Annotated in this window: 19 protein-coding genes; 6 read left to right on the top strand and 13 right to left on the bottom strand. The window is 65.5% G+C overall.

Annotation, left to right across the window (positions count from 1 at the left end):
• Positions 1 to 37 precede the first annotated feature (37 nt).
• Entirely contained in the window at positions 38 to 640 is a 603-nt protein-coding gene (locus AB4099_RS26615; protein ID WP_441480261.1) for an NADPH-dependent FMN reductase, read from the bottom strand.
• Between the two features lie 139 nt (positions 641 to 779).
• On the opposite strand from AB4099_RS26615, the gene AB4099_RS26610 reads away from it, so the two are divergent.
• Positions 780 to 1,694 (top strand): LysR family transcriptional regulator, encoded by a 915-nt coding sequence (locus tag AB4099_RS26610; RefSeq protein ID WP_441480260.1) that lies wholly within the window; start codon positions 780 to 782, stop codon positions 1,692 to 1,694.
• Between the two features lie 75 nt (positions 1,695 to 1,769).
• Here AB4099_RS26610 and AB4099_RS26605 read toward each other — a convergent pair whose 3' ends face one another.
• The 3 genes from AB4099_RS26605 to AB4099_RS26595 all read right to left on the bottom strand — a co-directional run bounded on the left by AB4099_RS26605 (position 1,770) and on the right by AB4099_RS26595 (position 5,881).
• Positions 1,770 to 2,984 carry a helix-turn-helix domain-containing protein gene (locus tag AB4099_RS26605; RefSeq protein WP_441480259.1) on the bottom strand — a complete coding sequence of 405 codons (1,215 nt, stop codon included), beginning with the start codon at positions 2,982 to 2,984 and terminating at the stop codon, positions 1,770 to 1,772.
• A gap of 244 nt (positions 2,985 to 3,228) precedes the next feature.
• Complete coding sequence (locus tag AB4099_RS26600; RefSeq protein ID WP_441480258.1) at positions 3,229 to 5,406, bottom strand: xanthine dehydrogenase family protein molybdopterin-binding subunit; 2,178 nt, start codon at positions 5,404 to 5,406, stop codon at positions 3,229 to 3,231.
• A gap of 10 nt (positions 5,407 to 5,416) precedes the next feature.
• Positions 5,417 to 5,881 carry a (2Fe-2S)-binding protein gene (locus AB4099_RS26595; RefSeq protein ID WP_113518580.1) on the bottom strand — a complete coding sequence of 155 codons (465 nt, stop codon included), beginning with the start codon at positions 5,879 to 5,881 and terminating at the stop codon, positions 5,417 to 5,419.
• Positions 5,882 to 6,395: 514 nt separating this feature from the next.
• Between AB4099_RS26595 and AB4099_RS26590 the strand changes: the two genes are divergently transcribed.
• The 3 genes from AB4099_RS26590 (at position 6,396) to AB4099_RS26580 (ending at position 8,503) form a co-directional block, all read left to right on the top strand.
• Positions 6,396 to 6,626: a hypothetical protein gene (locus AB4099_RS26590; RefSeq protein ID WP_441480257.1), complete on the top strand. Its 231-nt coding sequence runs from the start codon at positions 6,396 to 6,398 to the stop codon at positions 6,624 to 6,626.
• A gap of 56 nt (positions 6,627 to 6,682) precedes the next feature.
• Positions 6,683 to 7,603, top strand: a complete 921-nt coding sequence (locus tag AB4099_RS26585) for a cation diffusion facilitator family transporter (protein ID WP_441480256.1) — start codon at positions 6,683 to 6,685, stop codon at positions 7,601 to 7,603.
• A gap of 702 nt (positions 7,604 to 8,305) precedes the next feature.
• Positions 8,306 to 8,503 (top strand): hypothetical protein, encoded by a 198-nt coding sequence (locus AB4099_RS26580; protein WP_113518583.1) that lies wholly within the window; start codon positions 8,306 to 8,308, stop codon positions 8,501 to 8,503.
• Positions 8,504 to 8,508: 5 nt separating this feature from the next.
• Here AB4099_RS26580 and AB4099_RS26575 read toward each other — a convergent pair whose 3' ends face one another.
• Positions 8,509 to 9,069 carry an NADPH-dependent FMN reductase gene (locus tag AB4099_RS26575; RefSeq protein WP_441480255.1) on the bottom strand — a complete coding sequence of 187 codons (561 nt, stop codon included), beginning with the start codon at positions 9,067 to 9,069 and terminating at the stop codon, positions 8,509 to 8,511.
• Positions 9,070 to 9,463: 394 nt separating this feature from the next.
• Here AB4099_RS26575 and AB4099_RS26570 point away from each other — a divergent pair, with 394 nt between their 5' ends.
• Complete coding sequence (locus tag AB4099_RS26570) at positions 9,464 to 10,219, top strand: HugZ family pyridoxamine 5'-phosphate oxidase (RefSeq protein ID WP_441480254.1); 756 nt, start codon at positions 9,464 to 9,466, stop codon at positions 10,217 to 10,219.
• Between the two features lie 325 nt (positions 10,220 to 10,544).
• Here the strand turns inward: AB4099_RS26570 and metC are convergent, their stop codons facing one another.
• From metC to ehuB, 5 genes are all read right to left on the bottom strand, one after another.
• Positions 10,545 to 11,729 (bottom strand): cystathionine beta-lyase, encoded by a 1,185-nt coding sequence (gene metC / locus AB4099_RS26565; RefSeq protein ID WP_441480253.1) that lies wholly within the window; start codon positions 11,727 to 11,729, stop codon positions 10,545 to 10,547.
• Between the two features lie 90 nt (positions 11,730 to 11,819).
• Positions 11,820 to 12,971: an amidohydrolase gene (locus AB4099_RS26560; protein WP_441480252.1), complete on the bottom strand. Its 1,152-nt coding sequence runs from the start codon at positions 12,969 to 12,971 to the stop codon at positions 11,820 to 11,822.
• A 118-nt stretch (positions 12,972 to 13,089) separates the two neighbouring features.
• A complete protein-coding gene (ehuD, locus tag AB4099_RS26555) occupies positions 13,090 to 13,749 on the bottom strand; it encodes an ectoine/hydroxyectoine ABC transporter permease subunit EhuD (RefSeq protein ID WP_113518590.1) in 660 nt (219 codons plus the stop codon).
• On the bottom strand, positions 13,739 to 14,398 hold the full coding sequence (locus AB4099_RS26550; protein WP_113518591.1) for an amino acid ABC transporter permease: 660 nt from the start codon (positions 14,396 to 14,398) through the stop codon (positions 13,739 to 13,741). Before AB4099_RS26550 ends, ehuD begins: the two co-directional genes overlap by 11 nt.
• A 28-nt stretch (positions 14,399 to 14,426) precedes the next feature.
• Positions 14,427 to 15,302 (bottom strand): ectoine/hydroxyectoine ABC transporter substrate-binding protein EhuB, encoded by an 876-nt coding sequence (gene ehuB, locus AB4099_RS26545; RefSeq protein ID WP_441480251.1) that lies wholly within the window; start codon positions 15,300 to 15,302, stop codon positions 14,427 to 14,429.
• 359 nt (positions 15,303 to 15,661) lie between these two features.
• Between ehuB and AB4099_RS26540 the strand changes: the two genes are divergently transcribed.
• Positions 15,662 to 16,690, top strand: a complete 1,029-nt coding sequence (locus AB4099_RS26540; protein WP_441480250.1) for an alpha/beta hydrolase family protein — start codon at positions 15,662 to 15,664, stop codon at positions 16,688 to 16,690.
• On the opposite strand, the gene AB4099_RS26535 is transcribed toward AB4099_RS26540, so the two are convergent.
• The 3 genes from AB4099_RS26535 to AB4099_RS26525 form a co-directional block, all read right to left on the bottom strand.
• Positions 16,680 to 17,759 (bottom strand): helix-turn-helix domain-containing protein, encoded by a 1,080-nt coding sequence (locus AB4099_RS26535; RefSeq protein ID WP_441480249.1) that lies wholly within the window; start codon positions 17,757 to 17,759, stop codon positions 16,680 to 16,682. The two genes, AB4099_RS26540 and AB4099_RS26535, sit on opposite strands and share 11 nt — an antisense overlap.
• A gap of 120 nt (positions 17,760 to 17,879) precedes the next feature.
• Complete coding sequence (locus AB4099_RS26530) at positions 17,880 to 18,755, bottom strand: LysR substrate-binding domain-containing protein (protein WP_069881360.1); 876 nt, start codon at positions 18,753 to 18,755, stop codon at positions 17,880 to 17,882.
• Between the two features lie 103 nt (positions 18,756 to 18,858).
• On the bottom strand, positions 18,859 to 19,353 hold a 495-nt coding region (locus tag AB4099_RS26525; RefSeq protein WP_441480248.1), incomplete at its 5' end, for an amino acid ABC transporter ATP-binding protein.

The raw sequence follows: 19,353 nt of genomic DNA, 5'->3' as shown, positions 1-19,353 counted from the left end.
CGCCGGCGTGGGTGAACCGAGCGCCGGCTTGAAGCGTTCAGGCGGCCGACGCCTGTGTCGATGCGGCCTGACGCCCGGCTTGCAATGTGTGGCTCCACCAGGACAGGTCATCCAGCAGAGCGACCGCCGCCTGTTCGAGATGCGGAAAATCCACGAAATCCTTGCCCTGCTGCCAGATGCCAAGGAACTCGGCCATGCCGACATTCACGGATTTGGGGATCGGAGCCATCTGAAGTTCGACGGCAACCATGCGCAGTTGCTCGATGGCGCGTGCGGCGCCGACGCCGCCATAGCCGACGAAGGCGGCCGGCTTGCGGTTGAAGGGCTGGAAGGCATAGTCCAGCGCGTTCTTCAGCACGGCGCTGTATCCGTGATTATATTCGGGCGTGACGAAGACGAGCCCGTCAAGCTCGGCGAGTTTCGCCGTCCAGCGCTCTGCAACCGGGTCCTTTGGTGGCACCCAGGCTGGCGATGCCGGCTCATCGAAGAATGGCAGCGGGTAGTCGCGCAGGTCGATGATTTCGACGCTGAGATCGGTCCGCCGAGCCGCAATCCTGTGAAACCATGCGGCCGCCCGCTCGCTGAAGCGGCCCTCTCGCGTCGAGCCGATGACGATGCCGATATGCGGGTTCCTGGTCATGGGGCTGCTTCCTTTCAGGCTGATTGGACAATCGGGACCGAGTGGAAGTCCCGCTCCCCCTGAAAATGAGCGCCGCATGTTTGGTTGACTAGTTGGGGATATCGGATTTGACTCCCTCATTTTTCGAAGGAATATCCGCATGCTCGACCTGAACGACATCGGCCTGTTCGTGCAGGTTGTTCGCTTCGGCAGTTTCGCGGAGGCCGGACGTCGTCTGGGAATTCCCGCCAATACGGTCAGCCGGCGTATCCAGGAACTGGAGGAGCAGCTCGGCGCCCGGCTCATGCAGCGATCGACCCGGAAACTGAAACTCACCGATGCCGGGCATGAACTCTACGGCAATAGCGCCGCGGCCGTGGACGGATTGCAGCAGGCAGGAGAGGACCTGATGGCCGGCGCGCGGGTCCCGAGGGGGCTGATACGTGTGGCGATGCCCGCCGATTTCTTCGACTTCTACAAGATGGAATGGGTGGCCGAATTCCTGGCCGCATACCCGGAGGTACGCATCGAGTTCGCGTTAAGCGATGCCACGGTCGATCTGATCGAAGAGGGCATCGATGTCGCCTTCCGAGGAAACGCAACGCGTGGTCCGAACTATGTCGTGCGCAAGATCCAGACGCGCTCGATCGGACTTGTCGCCAGCCCCTCCTACCTCGCCGCACGCGGGACGCCGGCCACAGTGCAGGATCTGGCCCATCATGACTGTCTGTTCGTGCCGCAGGCCCGGGACTATGCGACCTGGCGCCTGCAAGGTCCCGACGGCGCCGAGGAGGAGGTGACCGTCACCGGCCGCGTCATGGCGAATACCGCGCAGGCGATCCGAAAGGCGGCGATGGCAGGCCTCGGCATCGCGTTGACGCCAATCCTGGGGACGGCTGATTTCGCCGCTGGCCGACTGGTGCCGGTCTTGCCCCAATACATGCGTCGCAATCTCGGGATGAGCGTCGTCTACCCCAACCGGGCCCACTTGCCATTGGCCGTTTCGGCTTTCATCGATTCCGTCGTCGGCAGGCTGCGGGCCGAAATCCTGAGCATGCAGCAGGGATTGCGGTAATTCGGGCCAGCGCCAGCCCATGGCGAGCAGCGCTCGGTTTCGGTGACGGTGAAGCGCTTATGCGCGGGAACCGGATCATGTTCGCAATCGGCGCTCCCCACCGGTCCCGGCCCAGTCTCCGGTGCGAGACGAGGCGAGCCAGGCCTCGGCCATCGAAGAACCCTCGGTTCCCATATCTTCCTCCGCCCAGCCCAGATACGCCAGGCTGCCATGCGCGTGCAGGGTCGAGGCCTGCGCCGCGCTCGGGCTCATGCCATAGCGCTTCCGGAACGCACGGCTGAAATGGGCCTCGCTGCGAAATCCGTGCTGATGCGCGACGGCCGATATTTTCAGTTTTCCAGCAGATCTGATCATGACCTGCAGGCTGGCGCTCAGCCGGATCCCGACAAGCCAGCGCCGCACGCCGCCATGGGCCTCGAACGAGCGGAACAGTTTCGAGCGCGATACGCCCAGCGCGGCCATCAGGTCGTCGGGGCCGAAATCCGGGTCGGACAGCCTGCCTCGGGCCAGCCGATGGGCGCGATCGAAGAGGGGGACATCCTCGCGCTCCTTTCTCGGCCCGCCGGAGGGAAGGGTGGCTGCGGCAAAGCGCAGGATGCCGTCGACGGCCGATTGCGCCTGGTCGACGCTAAGCCCGTCGATATGCTCCACCAGCGACCGGATCAGGGTGCAAAGAAGCTTGCCTGTGCTGCTACTGGCCGTCAGTACCATGCCATGCACGTCGCCTTGAAGCCCGGCCGGCGCGCTGGCTCTGTCGAAGGTGAGCGTGATTCCCTCATAGCCGGGCGTATGGGATTCATATGGCAGCGAGTAGTCGACGGCGACGACGTCGCCCGGTCCATGGCTGCGCTTGCGTCCGTCATAATCGGCGACTGCACTTCCGCTTGTCAGCACATAGAGCGACATCTGGGAGATTGGCCGGTCGTCGATGACGCGCTGGGTCCGGGACATCGACATGGCCGACCCGCCATTGATCTGTACGAAGGCCTCGGGGAGCTGCCAGGAGCGGCCATGAAAGTCGAACAGGGCCGGGTCTGCATCGGCCGGTATGGCGCAGTCGACCAGGCGCGACAGCGCCGTCTTCCAGGCCGCGAAACACTCCGCGCCCGGAGGGAACGGCCAGACAATGCTGCGCGAGGCGCAAGTCTGCGAATGGGTGTCGGGCCTGGGCAGCGGCGCCGGCCATGAGCGTCCCCCGACAGGCCGGCCGATCGCGCCGCCATGCGCGATAGCCTGTGAGAATGCTGACGAGACGATCTGCGCTGCGCTGGGCCGAGTTGAAATATTCATATGTCCCCCCGCGGTTCCCCATTGGCCCATCGCTGGGAACGAGGCACTTTGGAAGAAACTCTAGTCGAGGCGCTGTATTCGCTGGCGTTAATCTGCCGTTACACGACCGTTAATCTTGCGCGCCAGGCCTTTATGCAGCGCGGGATGTGGCTTTGGGGAGACTGTCGGCAGCCGGCCCATGCTGTCCATGACGATGGCTGCGCGGCCGGCCAGCCGGCACATCGGGGCGGGGCCCTGCTGGTGATCATCCAGCTGCCAGCATCTCAGGCTTGATCGGCAGCTTGCGGAGCCGGATGCCGGTTGCCGCATGGACCGCATTCAGTACGGCGGGCGCCAGCGCCGACGTGCCGGGTTCGCCAAGCCCGCCAGGCGCCTGCGCGCTTCCGACGATCTCGACCTCGATCTTCGGGGCCGCGTCGATGCGGAGCATCTGGTAGGTGTCGAAATTGGTCTGCTCGACCCTGCCGTTTCTAAGGGTGATCTCGCCGTACAAAGCCGCGGTGATGCCGAAAATAATGCCGCTTTCGATCTGCGCCACGATGGTGTCGGGATTGACTGCGACCCCGCAATCGACGACGGCGACGACGCGGTCGACATGGACCTCACCGCTCTTCGAGACCGTCACCTCGGCGACCTCGGCGAGATAGCTGCCGAAGGATTGCGACAAGGCGATGCCGCGCCCCTGGCGTGGCCCCAGCGGCGTTGCCCATCCCGCCTTCTGCGCGGCGCGTTCAAGCACATGGAGCGCACGCGGATTCCCAGCCAGAAGTGCGCGTCGATAATCGACGGGGTCCTTCTTCGCGGCTGCGGCGAGTTCGTCGATGAAGCTCTCGACCACGTAGACATTGTGGGTCGGACCGACGCCGCGCCAGAACGCGGTGGGAATTCCCGGAGGCTCGACCCGGACATAGTCGACATGCCTGTTCGCGATTGCGTAGGGGATTTCGGCGGCCCCCTCGACGGCGTCGGGATCGACACCATCCTTCACGGCCGACGGGAAGTAGCGGGCCATGATCGACGAGCCCGCGATGCGGTGGCTCCAGGCGACCGGCATGCCCTGGCGATCGAGCCCGGCACTGATCCGGTCATAGTAATAGGGCCGGTACATGTCGTGCTGGATGTCCTCTTCCCGGCTCCAGACAACCTTGATCGGGTCCTTGGATTGCTTGGCGATCAGCGCCGCCTGGGCAATGAAATCGACCTCGAGCCGGCGCCCGAAACCGCCGCCGAGCAGATGGTTGTGAATTCGCACCTGCTCAGGCTTCAGCCCGAGATGTTTCGAGACGACGAGCTGAGCGATATCGGGAACCTGCGAGCCGACCCAGATATCGCAGCCGTCGCTCGTGACCTGGACGGTGCAGTTGATCGGCTCCATCGTGGCATGGGCCAGGAACGGGGCCTCATAGATCGCAGCAACCCTGGTCGCAGCCTTGGCGAGGGCGGCGGTCGCGTCACCTTCGCTTGTGGCAACGGCGCCGGGTTTTTCCGAAGCGGTTGTCAAGGCGGCAACAACATCGGCCGTGGAGGCGGTCGCATGCGGTCCATCGTCGAACCTGACTGCGCAGGCTTCGAGCCCCTGCTTGGCAGCCCAATAGTGATCGGCGATGACGGCAATCGCGTTCTCGAGCTTCGCGACCTGGTGGACGCCTGGAACCTTCAGGGCCGCCGCCTCATCGAAGGACGCGACCGTGCCGCCGAACACCGGAGAGGCGGAGACGGTAGCGACCTTCATGCCCGGCAGCCTGACGTCGATGCCGTAGATCGCAGTGCCGTTGACCTTGGCCGGCGCATCGAGCCGCTTGGCCGGCGTGCCGATGATCCGGAAGGCACTCGGGTCCTTCAGCGCCACATCGCTCGGTATCGGGAGTGTGGCCGCAGCGTCGACCAGCTCGCCATAGCCGATCCGGCGCTGGCTCGCGGCGTGGACGACATGGCCCGGTTCGGTCGTCAGACTGCCTGCATCCGTGTTCAGCTTCGCGGCGGCGGCAGTGATCAGCATCTTGCGCGCGGCGGCGCCGGCCTGGCGCAGCGGCAGATAGAAGGCGCGGATCGAGGTCGAGCCGCCCGTCATCTGCACGCCGGCGATCAGGGGATTGCCGTAGAGCTTTGCGTTCGCGGGAGCGGGCTCGACCGCGACATCGCTCATGGCGACGTCGAGTTCCTCGGCGATCAGCATCGGCAGCGACGTATAGGTGCCCTGGCCCATCTCGATCATCGGGGAGATGACGGTCACCTTTCCCGCGCGATCGATGCGGATGAAGGCGCCGGGTGCAAAGGGCTGCGCCTGCGCGGCGGTCGCTGCCGGTTGTGCTGCCCCCTGCAGTGGCCAGCCGATCAGCAATCCGCCGCCGACGGCCGCACCGGCTTGGAGGAACGTCCGACGCGAAACGCGGGAATCCCGGAGATTCTGCACATGTGCCATGACTGCATCCTCACTGTGCGCCGGCGGATGCCGCGGCCTGCTTGATGGCTTCACGAATGCGCAAATAGGTGCCGCAGCGGCAGATATTGCCGGACATCGCGGCATCGATATCGGCGTCCGTGGGTTTGGGATTGCCGGCAAGCAGCGCGCTTGCCGACATGATCTGCCCGGATTGGCAGTAGCCGCATTGCGCGACCTCCAGGTTCAGCCAGGCCGCCTGGATCGCCTTGCCGGCAGGCGTCTCGCCAATGGCCTCGATCGTCGTAATGGACGTGCCGGCGACATCGCTGATCGCCGTGATGCACGAGCGGGTCGCCTCGCCGTCGATGTGAACGGTACAGGCGCCGCATTGGGCGATACCGCAGCCGAATTTGGTTCCGGTCATGCCCAAAATGTCCCGGATCACCCAGAGCAGCGGCATGTCGTCGGGAGCATCAACCGACAGGGAGTGGCCGTTTATGTTGAGATCATGCATCGCACCATCCTCCTCAGCCTGCCCTGGTTGTGCTGATGAAACAATCGATCGATCCGGCAGCATGGTGCCGGCTTAGCCAACCGGACGGGGGCCCGGCCATATCGCTGAAGCGATCGCCGTGGCCCCGACGCACCCTGTCTCGTCTCGCCCGTTGCCGTGCCGGCACGGTTCGGTGGCTCGGAACTCCGCGGCTGGAAACACGGCTGGAGCCATCAGCACGCATGGCGATCTCCCCAACGCGTTGGCAAACCGTTGGCTGATCAGAGGCGCAGGACGGAGCATGACGTTCGCCGACGGCGCGTCATGGCATGACGGACTGCGCCCCCAAAACATGGCCGTAATATGGAAGGGAAGGGTGGGCGGCAGCGCTGCTCTTCGACCGGCCTGGCTTCCGCCACCGCCCCCTTGGCGGGCCTTCGAGCCTGGGCGCTGCGCTCCGCAACCCCAAGGCGATACGGAACCACCGTCTCACCTCAACAGTTCCGTTTCGACACGCAACGGAGGAGTGACCGACATGAGACCCGTCGACGTGATCGCAAAATACGCCGGCGTCGAGATCGGCGTCCTGCTCCGTGCGCGTGACAAACATGCCGGCGAGGCCGAAACTGTCTATTGGATGGAGTATCCGTCGATCGAATACGCCCTGGAGGCCGTCGCGGAGGATCTGTTCGAAGGACGGGTGGAACGGATCACCGCGGATGGCGACCCCCTGAGCGATGACGAAGTGAGTGTTCTGACGGATTAGGTCTGTGTCCGGCGAGACCTTCACGACGCTGACCAGACCAGGCGGGGAGCACCGGCATGGCAGCACATACCGGCTCACGCAGGGTGATCCACGCCGCCCTCGCTGGAAACCTTCTGATCGCGCTGACCAAGTTTGGTGCGGCCGCCTATACCGGCAGCTCGGCGATGCTGTCCGAGGGCATCCATTCCCTGGTCGACACCGGCAATGGCCTGCTCCTGCTCTATGGCCTGAGGCGCGCGGCGCGCCCGCCTGATGCCCTGCATCAGCTCGGCCATGGTCGCGAGCTCTATTTCTGGAGCTTCATCGTCGCCCTGATGGTCTTTGCCGTCGGGGCCGGCGTATCCTTCTACGAAGGCGTTCTTCACATCGTCGAGCCCCACCACGCGACAAATCTCCTGGTGAATTACGTCGTGCTCGGGCTGTCGCTGGTTTTCGAAGGCTATTCCTGGCGCGTCGCGCTGAAGGAGTTCCGGAAGACCAAAGGCAGGCTTGGCTATCTCGATGCAGTCCGGCAAAGCAAGGATCCAACCGTCTTTTCCGTTCTGTTCGAGGATTCCGCGGCCCTGATCGGCCTTGCCATCGCATTCGCCGGCATCACGGCGGCCGCATGGTTCGACCAGCCGATCCTGGACGGCGTCGCCTCGCTCGGCATCGCGGCCGTTCTCGCGACCACCGCCATCTTCCTGGCCCGTGAGAGCAAGGCACTCCTGCTCGGCGAGGCCGCCATCCCGGAGGTTCAACAGGCCATCCTGGCGATCGTCCGCGCCGACGAAGAGGTCAGGACGGTCAATGGCATGACGACCGTTCATCTCGGTCCCAACGAGATCGTCGTCGCGCTGAGCCTCGAGTTCGAGGACGACCTGACCACGACCGGGATCGAGGCGAGCGTCGAGCGCATCGAAAGGCGGATCCGGGCAACCGAACCAGCCGTGACCTCAGTCTTCATCAAGCCTAAGGCTGCGGCCAGGCGAGCCTAAGGAGGGAGAGCCCGGCGCGATCGCGTACTGAGCGAACCACCACCCGCTCATTCCCGCGCAAGCGTTCTGCCTCCGTCACCCCTCGGACCTAGCCTCGCTATCCCTGACGCCGTGGGGTGTCGGGTGCGGCTCGGACGCTGGAGGCAGAAACCGCAATGCAGCTGCCCTTAGCCGTCGCAATTCTATCGTTCTGATCGGGCTCGGTGGTTTGCCTTCAAGCTGTCTGATGCGTTCACAGACCAACCGGAACTCACGCTCCGTCCTGATGGTCAGCAAGATCGGAAACTCGGGCATAGGCGAGGCCTCCAGCGTGGCTGTATCCCCAAACGATGAGAGTGCAGCGCTCGATCCGTTCCTGGCAACCCTTTGACATTACCGTCCAGAATAGCACTGGACAGGGTTCGGTTGACAGATTGGGTCGCCATTCTTCCTCCCCCGGGGACTTTGAAGGGAAGGGCCGGTCAGGCGACTATTGGCTCGGCCTTGGGAGGCAGATGCATCGGCACTGAGGCCGAACGCTGAGGCGCGAGGAATCCGGGGAAGGCAGGGAACACGCGAGCCGCCTAATCGTTGAGTCCAGGCAGTTGCGTTGTGGTGTCAAAGATGGGTTCGCTCCCGAAGCCGTATCATCCAAGATGGAGAACGGGTTGGTCGGCTCTCCGCAGTGCAACTCTGCCGGCACACCCCCGCTCCATCGCGATCATGCCGACCGAACTCTATCGCGAGCCATGCGAAGACAGTGATGGAAACCGATACACTGTCATTGTCTGGCGCCTCTACCCCGGCCTGAGCAGCACCTCCTACACGCTCGATACCGGCGCCCTGGTGACCTATGTCGACGCGCGCACATTCGAGATCGACAGGACAGGGGTGATGATCACAAGGCTGGACTGTCTGTAGGATCTTCAGCCTGCCTGTGAAGCCACGAAGGCAGAAAAGCCGGCCAGAAACCCGCGCAAGCGATCCCGGGTGGCGGGATCGCTCAGTTCACCCGCTTCATCGAACAGATTCTGTGCGCGCGAGACCAGCATGCGCCCCTCGAACCAGGGACGGGTCCCGAGCGTCCGCAGCACCGGCAGCCAGGCCTCCTGCGCGAGAACGGTGCCGAAGCCACCCATGGAGGCCCCCAGAAAGGCGACGGGACGCCCACCGAAGAGCGGGCCGATATCGCTCGCCGGGCGCGATAGCCAGTCGATCGCGTTCTTCAGCACGCCGGGGATCGAGTTGTTATATTCCGGCGTGAACAGGATCAGCCCGTCGGCCTGGGCAAGTTGCCGCTTCAGGACCTGAACGGCGGGTGGAATGCCGGTCTCGACCTCGTCATCGGCGTTGTAGAGCGGGATACCGGCAATGGTGCCTGCGACCAGTTCCGCCCCGTCAGGCATCGACGCCTGGGCCGCCCGCAGCAACGCGCTGTTGTAAGAGCCGCGTCGCAAGCTCCCTGAAACCCCGAGAATGCTGACCATTGCCTGTTTCCCTTGGCACGTGCCGCGGCGGATGTCGGGGCGGAATACCGGTTGCCGGCACCGCCGGCTAGCCATGCCGCTTCACGGGCCGCCAGCTAAATGTCGAACGCTCCTGGCAGGTCGATCGTCGCATGGGGTGCGATCGGGCCGTTCGCCCTGGCCTATTGCGCCAGCCATTCGGGATCGGGGTCTAGGAAGGATGCCGATGGCGGCCCGATGACGGGCAGTACCAGCCGAGCGGCGCGTCACACCCGCCAGCGATGATATTGATCATAGGGGGAAACTGCCGTCGAGCAAGGAGCCCCGAAGCAGGACCGGCTCGCACGATCGGATATATCGACCACGCTGGCGCGGCGTGTAGATCTCGGCCCGCTCAACCAATGCGAGACGAACCATGCAGCTGCAGCCGACGGCCCCGATCACGCCCCGTGGAATCGAACTCAACCTGGCTGCTGCCCGTCCCTTCAAGGCCATGCAGGAAGCGCGGAGCTTGCTGAGAACGGCCCGGCTCGCTGCCCTGGCAACGCTCGATCCGCAAAGTGGCTATCCCTATACGATGGCCACCAACCTGGCGGTCGAGCCGGATGGCACTCCGTTCTTCTTCGTCGCAAGGCTCGCCGTTCACGCCCGGAATATCGAAGCCGACAACCGTGTCTCGCTCGGGCTCGCCGAGGCAGGCGCTCCGGATGCGCTCACGCGCCCGCGCCTGACGCTGGTCGGCCGCGCGCATCTGATCCCGGCCGCCGAGGAGAATGACGCGAAGGAACGCTATGCCCGCCGCTATCCCAAATCGAAGCTCTATCTGGATCTGCCCGATGCCTGCCTCTATCGCGTCGAGGTCGAGGCCCTGCAGATCAATGGCGGCCCGGCGCAGAACGCCAATGAAGTGACGGCGGCCGCCTTGAAGACGGAGCTTTCAGGGGCGGAACCATTGATGTCCCGCGCCAGAGACGAGATCGATCGCCTGAACGGTTCGGCAGCCGAGCTCGCCGCCCTCGTTGCGCTTGCCGGACAAGCCCCGGGCCAATGGCGCGTCAGCGGCCTCGATCCGGACGGGGTCGAGCTGTCGACGAACAGGGAGACGATTCGGCATTGGTTTGGCCGAAGAGTCACAAATGTCGCAGAGCTGGCCGAGCAATTGCAACGCTGAATCGCATTCCGAGGGCTGCGCGCAAGCGGGCAGGGCCGGCCTCTTTGCCAGTGCAGTCCCGAGGCGGCCCGTTTTCTGTTGGGCCATCCCGGCCGAGGAAGCGCCGGATTTCGGGATTGGTCGAGTTTCCGGCAAGCGCCCTGGCATTGGCCTTGGTGACGCCGAACTCCTCGCGTTGAGCTGGGCAAACAGCGTCCAGCGCACCAGTCTGAACCAGGCATCATGATCCTGCCGCGATCGCGATGGGGCAAAGTTCTCCCCGCGCGGCGGACGCCTGCTCCCGCCGCGTCGGTTTTTGGATCTGGACGGGTCCGGATCGGTTGTCTCAGGCCACTTTGGCGGCCGGCCTGCGTTCGAGCGCGACGAGCAGCGCGTCGAGGTCGTTCCAGAGGTCGTCTTGATCCTCAAGGCCGATGCTGATGCGCAGCACGGTGCCCTCCGGCATCCAGGGGGTGATTGTGCGGTCGCCCTTGACCGCCATCGGCGCGATCAGGCTGCGCGTGCCGCCCCAGGAGGCGCCGATGGCGAAAACCTTGAGCGCGGTCAGGGCCGCTTCAAGATCTGCCTCGGCAACGCGTTTGAGGACGACGCTGAAGACGCCGGAGGAGCGGCCCATGTCACGCTTCCAGAAGGCATGGCCGGGGCAGGTGGGCAGCGCCGGGTGCAGCACGGTCTCGACTGCCGGCGAATGCGTCAGCCGCCGGGCGAAATCCTCGGAGACCTTGCCCATATGGGCGAGCCTCAGGCCCATGGTCTCGATGCCGCGCAGCGCGAGCTGGCACTCATCCGGCGAGACGCCGACGCCGAAGGCGCGCAGCGTCTCCTTCATCTTCTCGCGCAGCGCCATGTCGGAGACGGTGACGGAGCCGAGCAGCAGGTCGGAATGGCCGCCGACATATTTGGTCAGCGCCTCGCAGGCGAAATCGGCGCCATGGGCCAGCGGCTTGAAGATCAGTGGCGTCGCCCAGGTGTTGTCGCAGCCGACGAGCACGCCCTTGGCCTTGGCCGCCTTGACGATGGCGGGAACGTCCTGGACCTCCATCGTGCCCGACCCCGGCGACTCGACCCAGACGAGCTTCGTGGCGTCGTCGATCAGGTCGGCGATATCAGCACCGATCAGCGGGTCGTAGACGCCGTAATCGATGCCGCGCGGCTTGAGGTATTCCTCGCAGAAGCTGCGCACCGGCGGGTAGACATGGTCGGGGATCAGCACCTTGTCGCCGGGCATCAGCACCGAGAGCATGACGATGGTGACGGCGGCCTGGCCCGAGGGCACCAGCACGGTGCGCACCCCGCCATGCAGCGCGCTGAGCTGCGCCTCCAGCGTGCGCGTCGTCGGCGTGCCGTGCAGACCGTAGGTATAGCCGTCGAAGCCGCGATATTTGCGCGCCGCGAAGCTCGCGGCGTCCTTGTAGACGATGGTCGAGGCGCGATGGGTCGGCACGGCGAGGCTGGCATAGCCCTCCTCGTTGACGGCCGGGTGGTGAACGCAGCGGGTAAGGTCGTGCATGGCTGATCCCTTTCGTGGGACAAGGTGTAAGCGCTTGGCGGGGCGGGACAATCAGGCTGCGGGCATGAGGCGATGCCTGGCTCTTATGGCTCACGCGGCATCTGCGAGCGCGCGCCTGGCGACCTCGCTCATCCAGCCGACGCAGACCGGCAGGATCGCGTCGTTGAAATCGTAGCGGGCATTGTGGAGCTCGCCCTCCGGACCGGCCGGGCCGTTGCCGATCCAGACATAGGCGCCCGGCCGCTCCTTGATCAGGAAGGAGAAATCGTCGCCGGTGGTGCTCGGCCGGACGTCGCGCCGGACCGGCGCCCCGATCGCCTGTCCCGCCTGCACCGAGAGCGCGGCTTCCGCCGGGGTGTTGATGATCGGCCGGCCGGTCGACAGGATCTCGACATCGGCCTGCATGCCATAGGCCTCGCAGATGCCGGCGATGATGCTCTCCATCCGCTTGATCACCGCCTCGCGAACCTCGGGCCGGTAGGTCCGCAAGGTGCCGAGCAGGGTCACGCTTTCCGGGATCTGGTTGCTGACGACGCCGCCGCTGATCTGGCCGATCGAGAGCACGACTGCGTCGACCGGATCGACATTGCGCGCGACGATGGTCTGGAGCGCGACGATCAGGTGCCCGGCGGCGACGATCGGGTCGCGGGTCTGGTGCGGGATCGCGGCATGGCCGGCAAGCCCGTGCAGGGTGACGCTCCAGCGCCCGCCCGCCGCCATGACCGGCCCGTCATGCACCGCGATGGTGCCGGCTTCGAGCCCCGGCCAGTTATGGAAGGAAAAGACGCGCTCCATCGGAAAGCGCTCGAACAGCCCGTCCTGGATCATCGCCTTGGCGCCGACGCCGTTCTCCTCGGCGGGCTGGAAGATGAACTGGACCTGGCCCTTCCAGCTTTCGTCGGCGGCCAGCGTCGCAGCCGTGCCGAGCAGGGCGACGGTATGGCCGTCATGGCCGCAGGCATGCATCGCGCCCTGAATCTGCGAGGCGTAAGGAGCGCTGTTCAGCTCCTGGATCGGCAGCGCGTCCATATCGGCGCGTAAGCCGACGGTGCGGTTCGAGCCCGGCCGGGACAAAGTCGCGACGACACCGGTGCCGCCGACGCCCGCGACGAAGGGAATGCCGAGTTCGGTGAGTTTCTCCTGCACGAAGCGGGAGGTGGCATGCTCGTGCTCGGACAGCTCGGGCTGCGCATGCAGCTGGCGGCGCCATTGCGTGAGCTGGTCGAGGAAGGCCTGGTCCATGATCGATCTCGGATTTGAGCGGGTTGCGGCGATGCCCGGGCGAACGCGGTGCCCCGGGCGGGATTCAACGCCCGGGCAGGATTCAATGCTCGGGCAGGATTCTTGGCCTGGACGGACCTCAGCGCTGGGCCGAGAGCGCGAGATGCGCCTCGAATTTGCGGATGAGGAAGGAGAGCGTGACGGCGATAGCGAGGAAGAGCGCGCCGACGACAGCCATCGGTTCGCCGTAGCGGAAGGTGTCGGAGGCGATGTCGAGGGCCGAGCCGAAGGATTCCGGCACGGCGATGACCGCGAGATAGGGCGTCGATTTGAAGATCGAGATGAAATAATTGCCCATCGGCGCGGCGATGTTGCGCAGCATCTGGGGCGCGATCACCAGCAGCACGGTCTTGGTCCGGTTGAGCCCGAGCGCCTTGGCGGCCTCGAACTGTCCCTTCGGAATCCCGTCGATGCCGGCCTTGAACACCTCGGCGAGATAGCCGCAGTAATACAGGCTGAGCGCGGCGACGCCGACGACGAGGGCCGGCAGCTTGATGCCGTAGACCGGCAGCACATAGTAGAGGAAGTAGAGCTGCACCAGCACCGGCGTGGAGCGGATGAAGTCGATGACGAAGCGCATCGCGTAGCGCATCGGCTTGCTGGAGCGGCGGGTGATCTCCAGCCCGAAGCCGAGCAGGGCGGCAAATACGCAGCTCAGCAGCGTCACCGCGAGCGTCGTGGTCAGCGCGCGCGCGATCGGCGGCACGATCGAGAGGGCGAAGGCGAGGTCAAACGTCATGGGCGAATTTCCGCCCGGCGCCGACCTTGCGCTCGAGCCAGCGCCCGATGATCGTCGCGGGGTAGCAGAGCACGAAATAGGCGACGAGAAGGCCGGTATAGACCTTCACCGGGTCGTAATGGAGCTGCGAGATTTCCTTGGCCCGGAAGGTCATGTCGCTGAGCGTGATGAGCGAGACCAGGGCCGTGCTCTTCACCAGCTGGATGAACTGGTTGACGAAGGTCGGCATCATCGCCAGCAGCGCCTGCGGCAGCTCGATCAGCAGCAGGATCTGCCAGCGCCGGAAGCCGAGCGAGCGGCCTGCCTCGGCTTGGCCGCGATCGAGCGACTGCAGGGCGGCGCGCACCGCCTGGCTGCCATAGCCACCGATATTGAGGCCGAGCACCAGCCCTCCGACCGCGAGGCCGGAAAGCCGGATGCCGAAGCCCGGCAGCGTGTAGTAGAAAGCGTAGAGCAGGATGATCACCGGCGACGAGCGCCAGAACTCGATCACCGCGGTGATCGCGGCATGGGGCCAGCCGCGCGTGCTGAATTGCAGCACGCCGGCGATGAAGGCGAAGGGCACGGCATAGGCCATGCCGAGCAGCGTCACCGAGGCGGTGACGCCGAAACCCTGATAGATCCCGGCAAGGACATCGGCGAAGCTCATGATCGGGCTGGCGTTTTCGGGCCGGCGCTCACGGCTTGGCTGCGCAGAGATCGGCGGTCGAGGCCTCAGGCGGCATCTCGGCATCGGTGAAGCCGTATTTCGCCATGATCGCCTTCATCGTGCCGTCGGTCTTCAGCGTGGCGAGCCTGGCGTTGTAGAGCGCCTGCAGCTCCTTGTCCTTCGGCGCGAAGACGACGGCGGTCGCCATCATGTATTCCTGCCCGCCCGGCTTGACATAGCCCTTGAAGGGCAGGGCGCGCTCGATCGCGTTCATACCGCCGGCCTCCATCAGCCCGGCGACGCTCGGCGCCGACAGCGTCGCGGCATCGACGCGCCCGGCCAGCATGGCGCTGACCACGGCCTCGTTGTTCGGGAAGAGCAGCAGCCGGTCTTCGGGGACGCCGGCGGCCAGCGCGTTCTTCGCATTCTCCGTGCCGCGCCCGCCGCCGAGCTTGACGTTCGGGTTCTTCACGATGTCCTCGTAGCTGTGCAGCTTGAGCGGGTTGCCCTTGAGCACCAGCAGGCCGTCCCCGGCCGAGAGGTCGGGCTCGCTGAACAGCACCTGCTGGCAGCGCGCCGGGGTGATGGCGACGCCGGACGCGATGATGTCGAAGCGGCTGGCGAGCAGGCCCGGGATCAGCGCGCCGAAATCGGCGACGGTGAACTCGATCGCCTTGACGCCGAGCGGGGCAAGCGCCGCGCGCACGAGGTCGGGGTGATAGCCGACGACATTGCCGTCCTTGTCGCGATAGCCCCAGGGCGAGCGGTTATGGATGCCGATGGTGATGGTCTTGCCCGAGAGGGTTTTGAGATCCGGCTGCTGGGCCTGCGCGGTCCAGCCGCTCAACGCAGCCAGTCCAAGGGCGGCGACACCGAGCGCCAGGCGCCGGGAAGGAAAGCTCATCGATAAATCCCCTGTCATTAGAGGCCGGCGCGCCACGGCCTGTTGCCGTTGCTGCGTGGCTCCGGCCATCACTGCAGGCCAAGCCTGCTGCGCCACGATAGCGGCGGGGCCCTTCGCGACAATTCAGCTGGGGAAATAGCTTGATGCCTAAATCTTATACCTGCGCGGCGCGTCCCTGCCGCGCCTCGGGTTCCTATCGGCCCCTGCGATCGTAGGCGGCTGAATAACAGCCGCCGAGGCGGGGACGCTGGCGCTGAGCGAAACGAAATCCACCCATGCCGGCGTCCTCGATCGCGTTCGAGGTCTCCGACGGACGGCGTTCGACTCATGAAGGCCGCTCATTCCAACGAGAGGTTTCCATGCCTGGACGATTACTTTGCGCAGCCGGATTTTGGCTGATCACGACGGTTCTTGCCCATTCCGCCGCCGGCATCGGCTTCCGGCAGACCACGCTCGACACGGGCGGGACGCGGCCGCTTCAGGTCAGCATCTGGTATCCGACGAGACAGGATGGCGGCACCGAGATCGTCGGAGACAATCCTGCCTTCCATGGGGTTCCCGTCATCCGCGGCGCCGCACCTCTCTCCGGTGATCTGCCGCTCGTCGTCCTGTCGCATGGCCATGGCGGCAGTTGGCGCAATCTCTCCTGGCTGGCCGCGGAACTCGCCGCACGCGGCGCCATCGTCGCGGCTCCGGACCATCCCGGCACGACGACATTCGACATGGATCCTGCGCAGGCGGCGGTGCTGTGGGAACGCCCGCGTGATCTGAGCCGGGTCATTGACGTCGTGGCAGGCGATGCAACACTCGCGGGCAGGGTCGACCCGAGCCGGATCGCCGCGATCGGTCATTCCCTGGGAGGATGGACGGTTACGGCACAGGCTGGCGCTCGCTTCGACACCAAGCGGTTCGAGGCCGACTGCAGGGCCAATACGAGCCCCCGAGCCTGCCGTCTCAAGACTGAGCTCGGCCTGGACAGGGTCGAACTCGAACGCAGCATGGCTGACCCGCGCCTGAAGGCGTTCGTCTCCCTCGATCTCGGCCTTGCCCGGGGTTTTACGCCGGACAGCCTGGCGAGCCTTCAGATTCCGGCCTTGGTGATCGGCGCAGGGATCGATATCGACGGGTTACCGGCCAAGCTTGAATCCGGCTATCTCGCGGAGCATCTGCGCAAGCCCTCCGCGACCTCGGTCGCCATTCCGGACGCGACGCATTTCGCCTTTGTCGGGCTCTGCAAGCCGGATGCCGCCGCCCTTATCGAAAAGGTCGAGCCCGGCAGCGGCATCATCTGCAGGGATGACGGACCACGCGGCCGCGAAGAGATCCACCGCGAAATCGCCTTTCTCGTGATCGGCTTTCTCGCCAGGTCCATTCCGGTCAGGCCGTAGAGCGGCTCGTCTCCCCGGCACGCGCTCCGCCCGCGCGGCGATACTCGCTCGGCGTCGTGCCGGTCACGCGCGCGAATTCCCGATTGAAGTTCGATTTCGTCTGGAAGCCGCACTCGAACATCACGTCCGTGACCGGCAGGTCGGTCTCTCCGAGCAGACGCAGGGCTTCGCGAACCCGATATTCATTGACGAGCTGCGGCACATTGCGACCAAGCGTGCGGTTGATCGCGGCCGATATCGACCGTGAGGGCAGCCCGAGCCGGCGCGCGAGGCGGTTCAGGGTGAGATCGGGATCGCGATAGATCGCCTTCTGGCGCATCGCGGCCTCGACCAGCACCATGATCCTGGCGTCGTCCTCCGTTGCGGCCGGAAACGCGGCTTCATCCGGCCGGGGCCCGGCGTCTTCGGCTGGGTCCGAGCCGGATCGATCGCGCGTCTCGTCGTCCGGGACGCTGCGGCCGATCACCGCGATCGCATAGGCGATGATGGGGAGGAGCAGGAGGTTGCCGGCTGCAACGATCGAGGCTGCGTGGCTGCCTTGATGGGAACCAAAATCCGCGGCGATCAGAAGATCGATGATCCCCGAGCAGACCAGGAGCCCGCCGATGGCGGAAACGGCCCGGCGCGCGCCCTGGGCATCGGAGAGACGCACGCTCCCGAACTGATCAGGCGAGGCTTGGCCGTGGCGAACCAGAGCCGCGCCATAGCCGAGAAAGAGCAGGGCGAGAATGAGGTCGATCGGCGCCTGCCAATTCTGCCACAGGGCAGACAGGATCAGGATTGCGACGGGAACCAGGACATGCGGCCAGGATCGCAGCGCGGACGGCTGCCGCAGCCTTGCAAAGCAGAGCCAGGCGATGGGCGGCAGAAAGGCCGCCATGACGGGCTGCAGGAACCGGACCCAACGGGCATCGATCGTCCAGCGCAAGCCGACCGTAACCACCAGCAGAATGCAGGCGCCGATGAAGATGCTCGCTGGCCGGACGGGCGTCCGGTCCTGAAGGAGGACCCGGATCAGCAGGATCGCCAGCAGCAGAGCAACCACGAAGGGCAGGGGTATCGCGGGCATCCAGTGGTCTCTCATCCCGATTGCGTCCAGATCGACGATAGCGCTGGTTTTGCCGCCGACAATCAGGCGGGAGACGGCTAGATGCCGCAATCCTGACCTGATGTCTTGCTGGCGCGGGCCTCAGCGCGAGGCGAGCAGGCAATCGATGAAATCGCGCACCAGCTGCGATTTCGGCCGGTCGAGCGGCAGGATCAGCAGGCTCTTGCTGTGCACCGCCGGCTCGAACGGCTTCAGCACGATCCGGCTCATATCGGCGCCGGCGACCGCATAGGGGCTGACCAGGCCGATGCCGACGCCTTCGGCGACGAGCGCGCAGACGGTCGCGGCATAGATCGTCTCGACCACGACATGCGGGCTGACCTCGGCCTGATGAAAGACCAGGTCGAGCCGCTGGCGGGTCCGGTCCTCCGGCACATAGGCGACGAAGGGCAGGCGGTGCAGGTCATGCGGCGTGATCAGGTCGCGCTCGGCCAGCGGATGCTCGCGCGGGATCGCGCAGAGCACGCGCGGCGAGACGAAGGGCTGGTGCAGCACGCCGCTGACATCGATCTCGTCGGCGGCGAGCCCAATATCGAACTGGCCGGAGACGACGCCCTCGCGCACGTCGCGCGAGGGCAGCACCATCAGGGTGACGCCGATATCGGGATGGCCTTCGCGAAAACGCCGGACGGCGCGGGGCACCAGCGACGAGCCGAGCGCCGAGAGCGAGCCGATCCGCAATTGTCCGGAGCCATGGTCGCGGATGCGGGCAGCCGTGGCCCGGAGTGTGTCCATGCCGCGAAACGAGGCTTCGACCTGCGCATAGAACAGCTTGGCCTCGGGCGTCGGGATGATGCGGTTGCGCACCCGGTCGAACAGCAGGAAGCCGACCGAGCGCTCCAGCTCGGCGATGGTGCGGCTGACCGCCGGCTGCGTGATGCCGAGCAACTCGGCTGCGCGCGAGACGGTGCCGGATTTCATCACGGCGGCAAACGTCTCAAGCTGGCGATGGTTCAAGTCATGGCACCTCGGCGGGGGGCGGCAGATTACACCGGCCGCGCCCCGTGGCGAGGCGCGTTCGAACGCACCTCGCCTCCGGTGGATGCAAGGCCGCGCGCCCTCAGTGCAGGATCTGGCTGAGGAAGAGCTTGGTGCGTTCGTGCTGCGGGTTCTTGAAGAACTCGTTGGGTTCGTTCATCTCGACGACCTGGCCGGCATCCATGAAGATGACCCGGTCGGCGACCTGGCGGGCAAAGCCCATCTCGTGGGTGACACAGAGCATGGTCATGCCCTCGTCCGCCAGGCTCACCATGGTGTCGAGCACCTCCTTGACCATCTCGGGGTCGAGCGCCGAGGTCGGCTCGTCGAACAGCATGATCTTCGGGCTCATGCAGAGCGAGCGCGCGATCGCGACGCGCTGCTGCTGGCCGCCCGAGAGCTGGCCCGGATATTTCAGCGCCTGCTCSGGGATCTTGACGCGCTTGAGATAGTGCATGCCGATCTCCTCGGCATCCTTCTTCGGCATCTTGCGCACCCAGATCGGGGCCAGCGTCAGGTTCTCCAGGATCGTCAGATGCGGGAACAGGTTGAAGTGCTGGAAGACCATGCCGACATC

Origin of the sequence: Allobosea sp. 2KB_26 (assembly GCF_052115715.1) — a bacterium.
Lineage (GTDB): Bacteria > Pseudomonadota > Alphaproteobacteria > Rhizobiales > Beijerinckiaceae > Allobosea.
Note: the sequence above shows the minus strand (reverse complement) of the source record. Positions and strands in the feature narration are given on the sequence as shown.

What these genes read in the sequence shown, in the direction of transcription:
- AB4099_RS26615 (WP_441480261.1), bottom strand. Translation starts at nt 640, where the DNA reads ATGACCAGGAACCCGCATATCGGCATCGTCATCGGCTCGACGCGAGAG.
- AB4099_RS26610 (WP_441480260.1), top strand. Translation starts at nt 780, where the DNA reads ATGCTCGACCTGAACGACATCGGCCTGTTCGTGCAGGTTGTTCGCTTC.
- AB4099_RS26605 (WP_441480259.1), bottom strand. Translation starts at nt 2,984, where the DNA reads ATGAATATTTCAACTCGGCCCAGCGCAGCGCAGATCGTCTCGTCAGCA.
- AB4099_RS26600 (WP_441480258.1), bottom strand. Translation starts at nt 5,406, where the DNA reads ATGGCACATGTGCAGAATCTCCGGGATTCCCGCGTTTCGCGTCGGACG.
- AB4099_RS26595 (WP_113518580.1), bottom strand. Translation starts at nt 5,881, where the DNA reads ATGCATGATCTCAACATAAACGGCCACTCCCTGTCGGTTGATGCTCCC.
- AB4099_RS26590 (WP_441480257.1), top strand. Translation starts at nt 6,396, where the DNA reads ATGAGACCCGTCGACGTGATCGCAAAATACGCCGGCGTCGAGATCGGC.
- AB4099_RS26585 (WP_441480256.1), top strand. Translation starts at nt 6,683, where the DNA reads ATGGCAGCACATACCGGCTCACGCAGGGTGATCCACGCCGCCCTCGCT.
- AB4099_RS26580 (WP_113518583.1), top strand. Translation starts at nt 8,306, where the DNA reads ATGCCGACCGAACTCTATCGCGAGCCATGCGAAGACAGTGATGGAAAC.
- AB4099_RS26575 (WP_441480255.1), bottom strand. Translation starts at nt 9,069, where the DNA reads ATGGTCAGCATTCTCGGGGTTTCAGGGAGCTTGCGACGCGGCTCTTAC.
- AB4099_RS26570 (WP_441480254.1), top strand. Translation starts at nt 9,464, where the DNA reads ATGCAGCTGCAGCCGACGGCCCCGATCACGCCCCGTGGAATCGAACTC.
- metC (WP_441480253.1), bottom strand. Translation starts at nt 11,729, where the DNA reads ATGCACGACCTTACCCGCTGCGTTCACCACCCGGCCGTCAACGAGGAG.
- AB4099_RS26560 (WP_441480252.1), bottom strand. Translation starts at nt 12,971, where the DNA reads ATGGACCAGGCCTTCCTCGACCAGCTCACGCAATGGCGCCGCCAGCTG.
- ehuD (WP_113518590.1), bottom strand. Translation starts at nt 13,749, where the DNA reads ATGACGTTTGACCTCGCCTTCGCCCTCTCGATCGTGCCGCCGATCGCG.
- AB4099_RS26550 (WP_113518591.1), bottom strand. Translation starts at nt 14,398, where the DNA reads ATGAGCTTCGCCGATGTCCTTGCCGGGATCTATCAGGGTTTCGGCGTC.
- ehuB (WP_441480251.1), bottom strand. Translation starts at nt 15,302, where the DNA reads ATGAGCTTTCCTTCCCGGCGCCTGGCGCTCGGTGTCGCCGCCCTTGGA.
- AB4099_RS26540 (WP_441480250.1), top strand. Translation starts at nt 15,662, where the DNA reads ATGCCTGGACGATTACTTTGCGCAGCCGGATTTTGGCTGATCACGACG.
- AB4099_RS26535 (WP_441480249.1), bottom strand. Translation starts at nt 17,759, where the DNA reads ATGCCCGCGATACCCCTGCCCTTCGTGGTTGCTCTGCTGCTGGCGATC.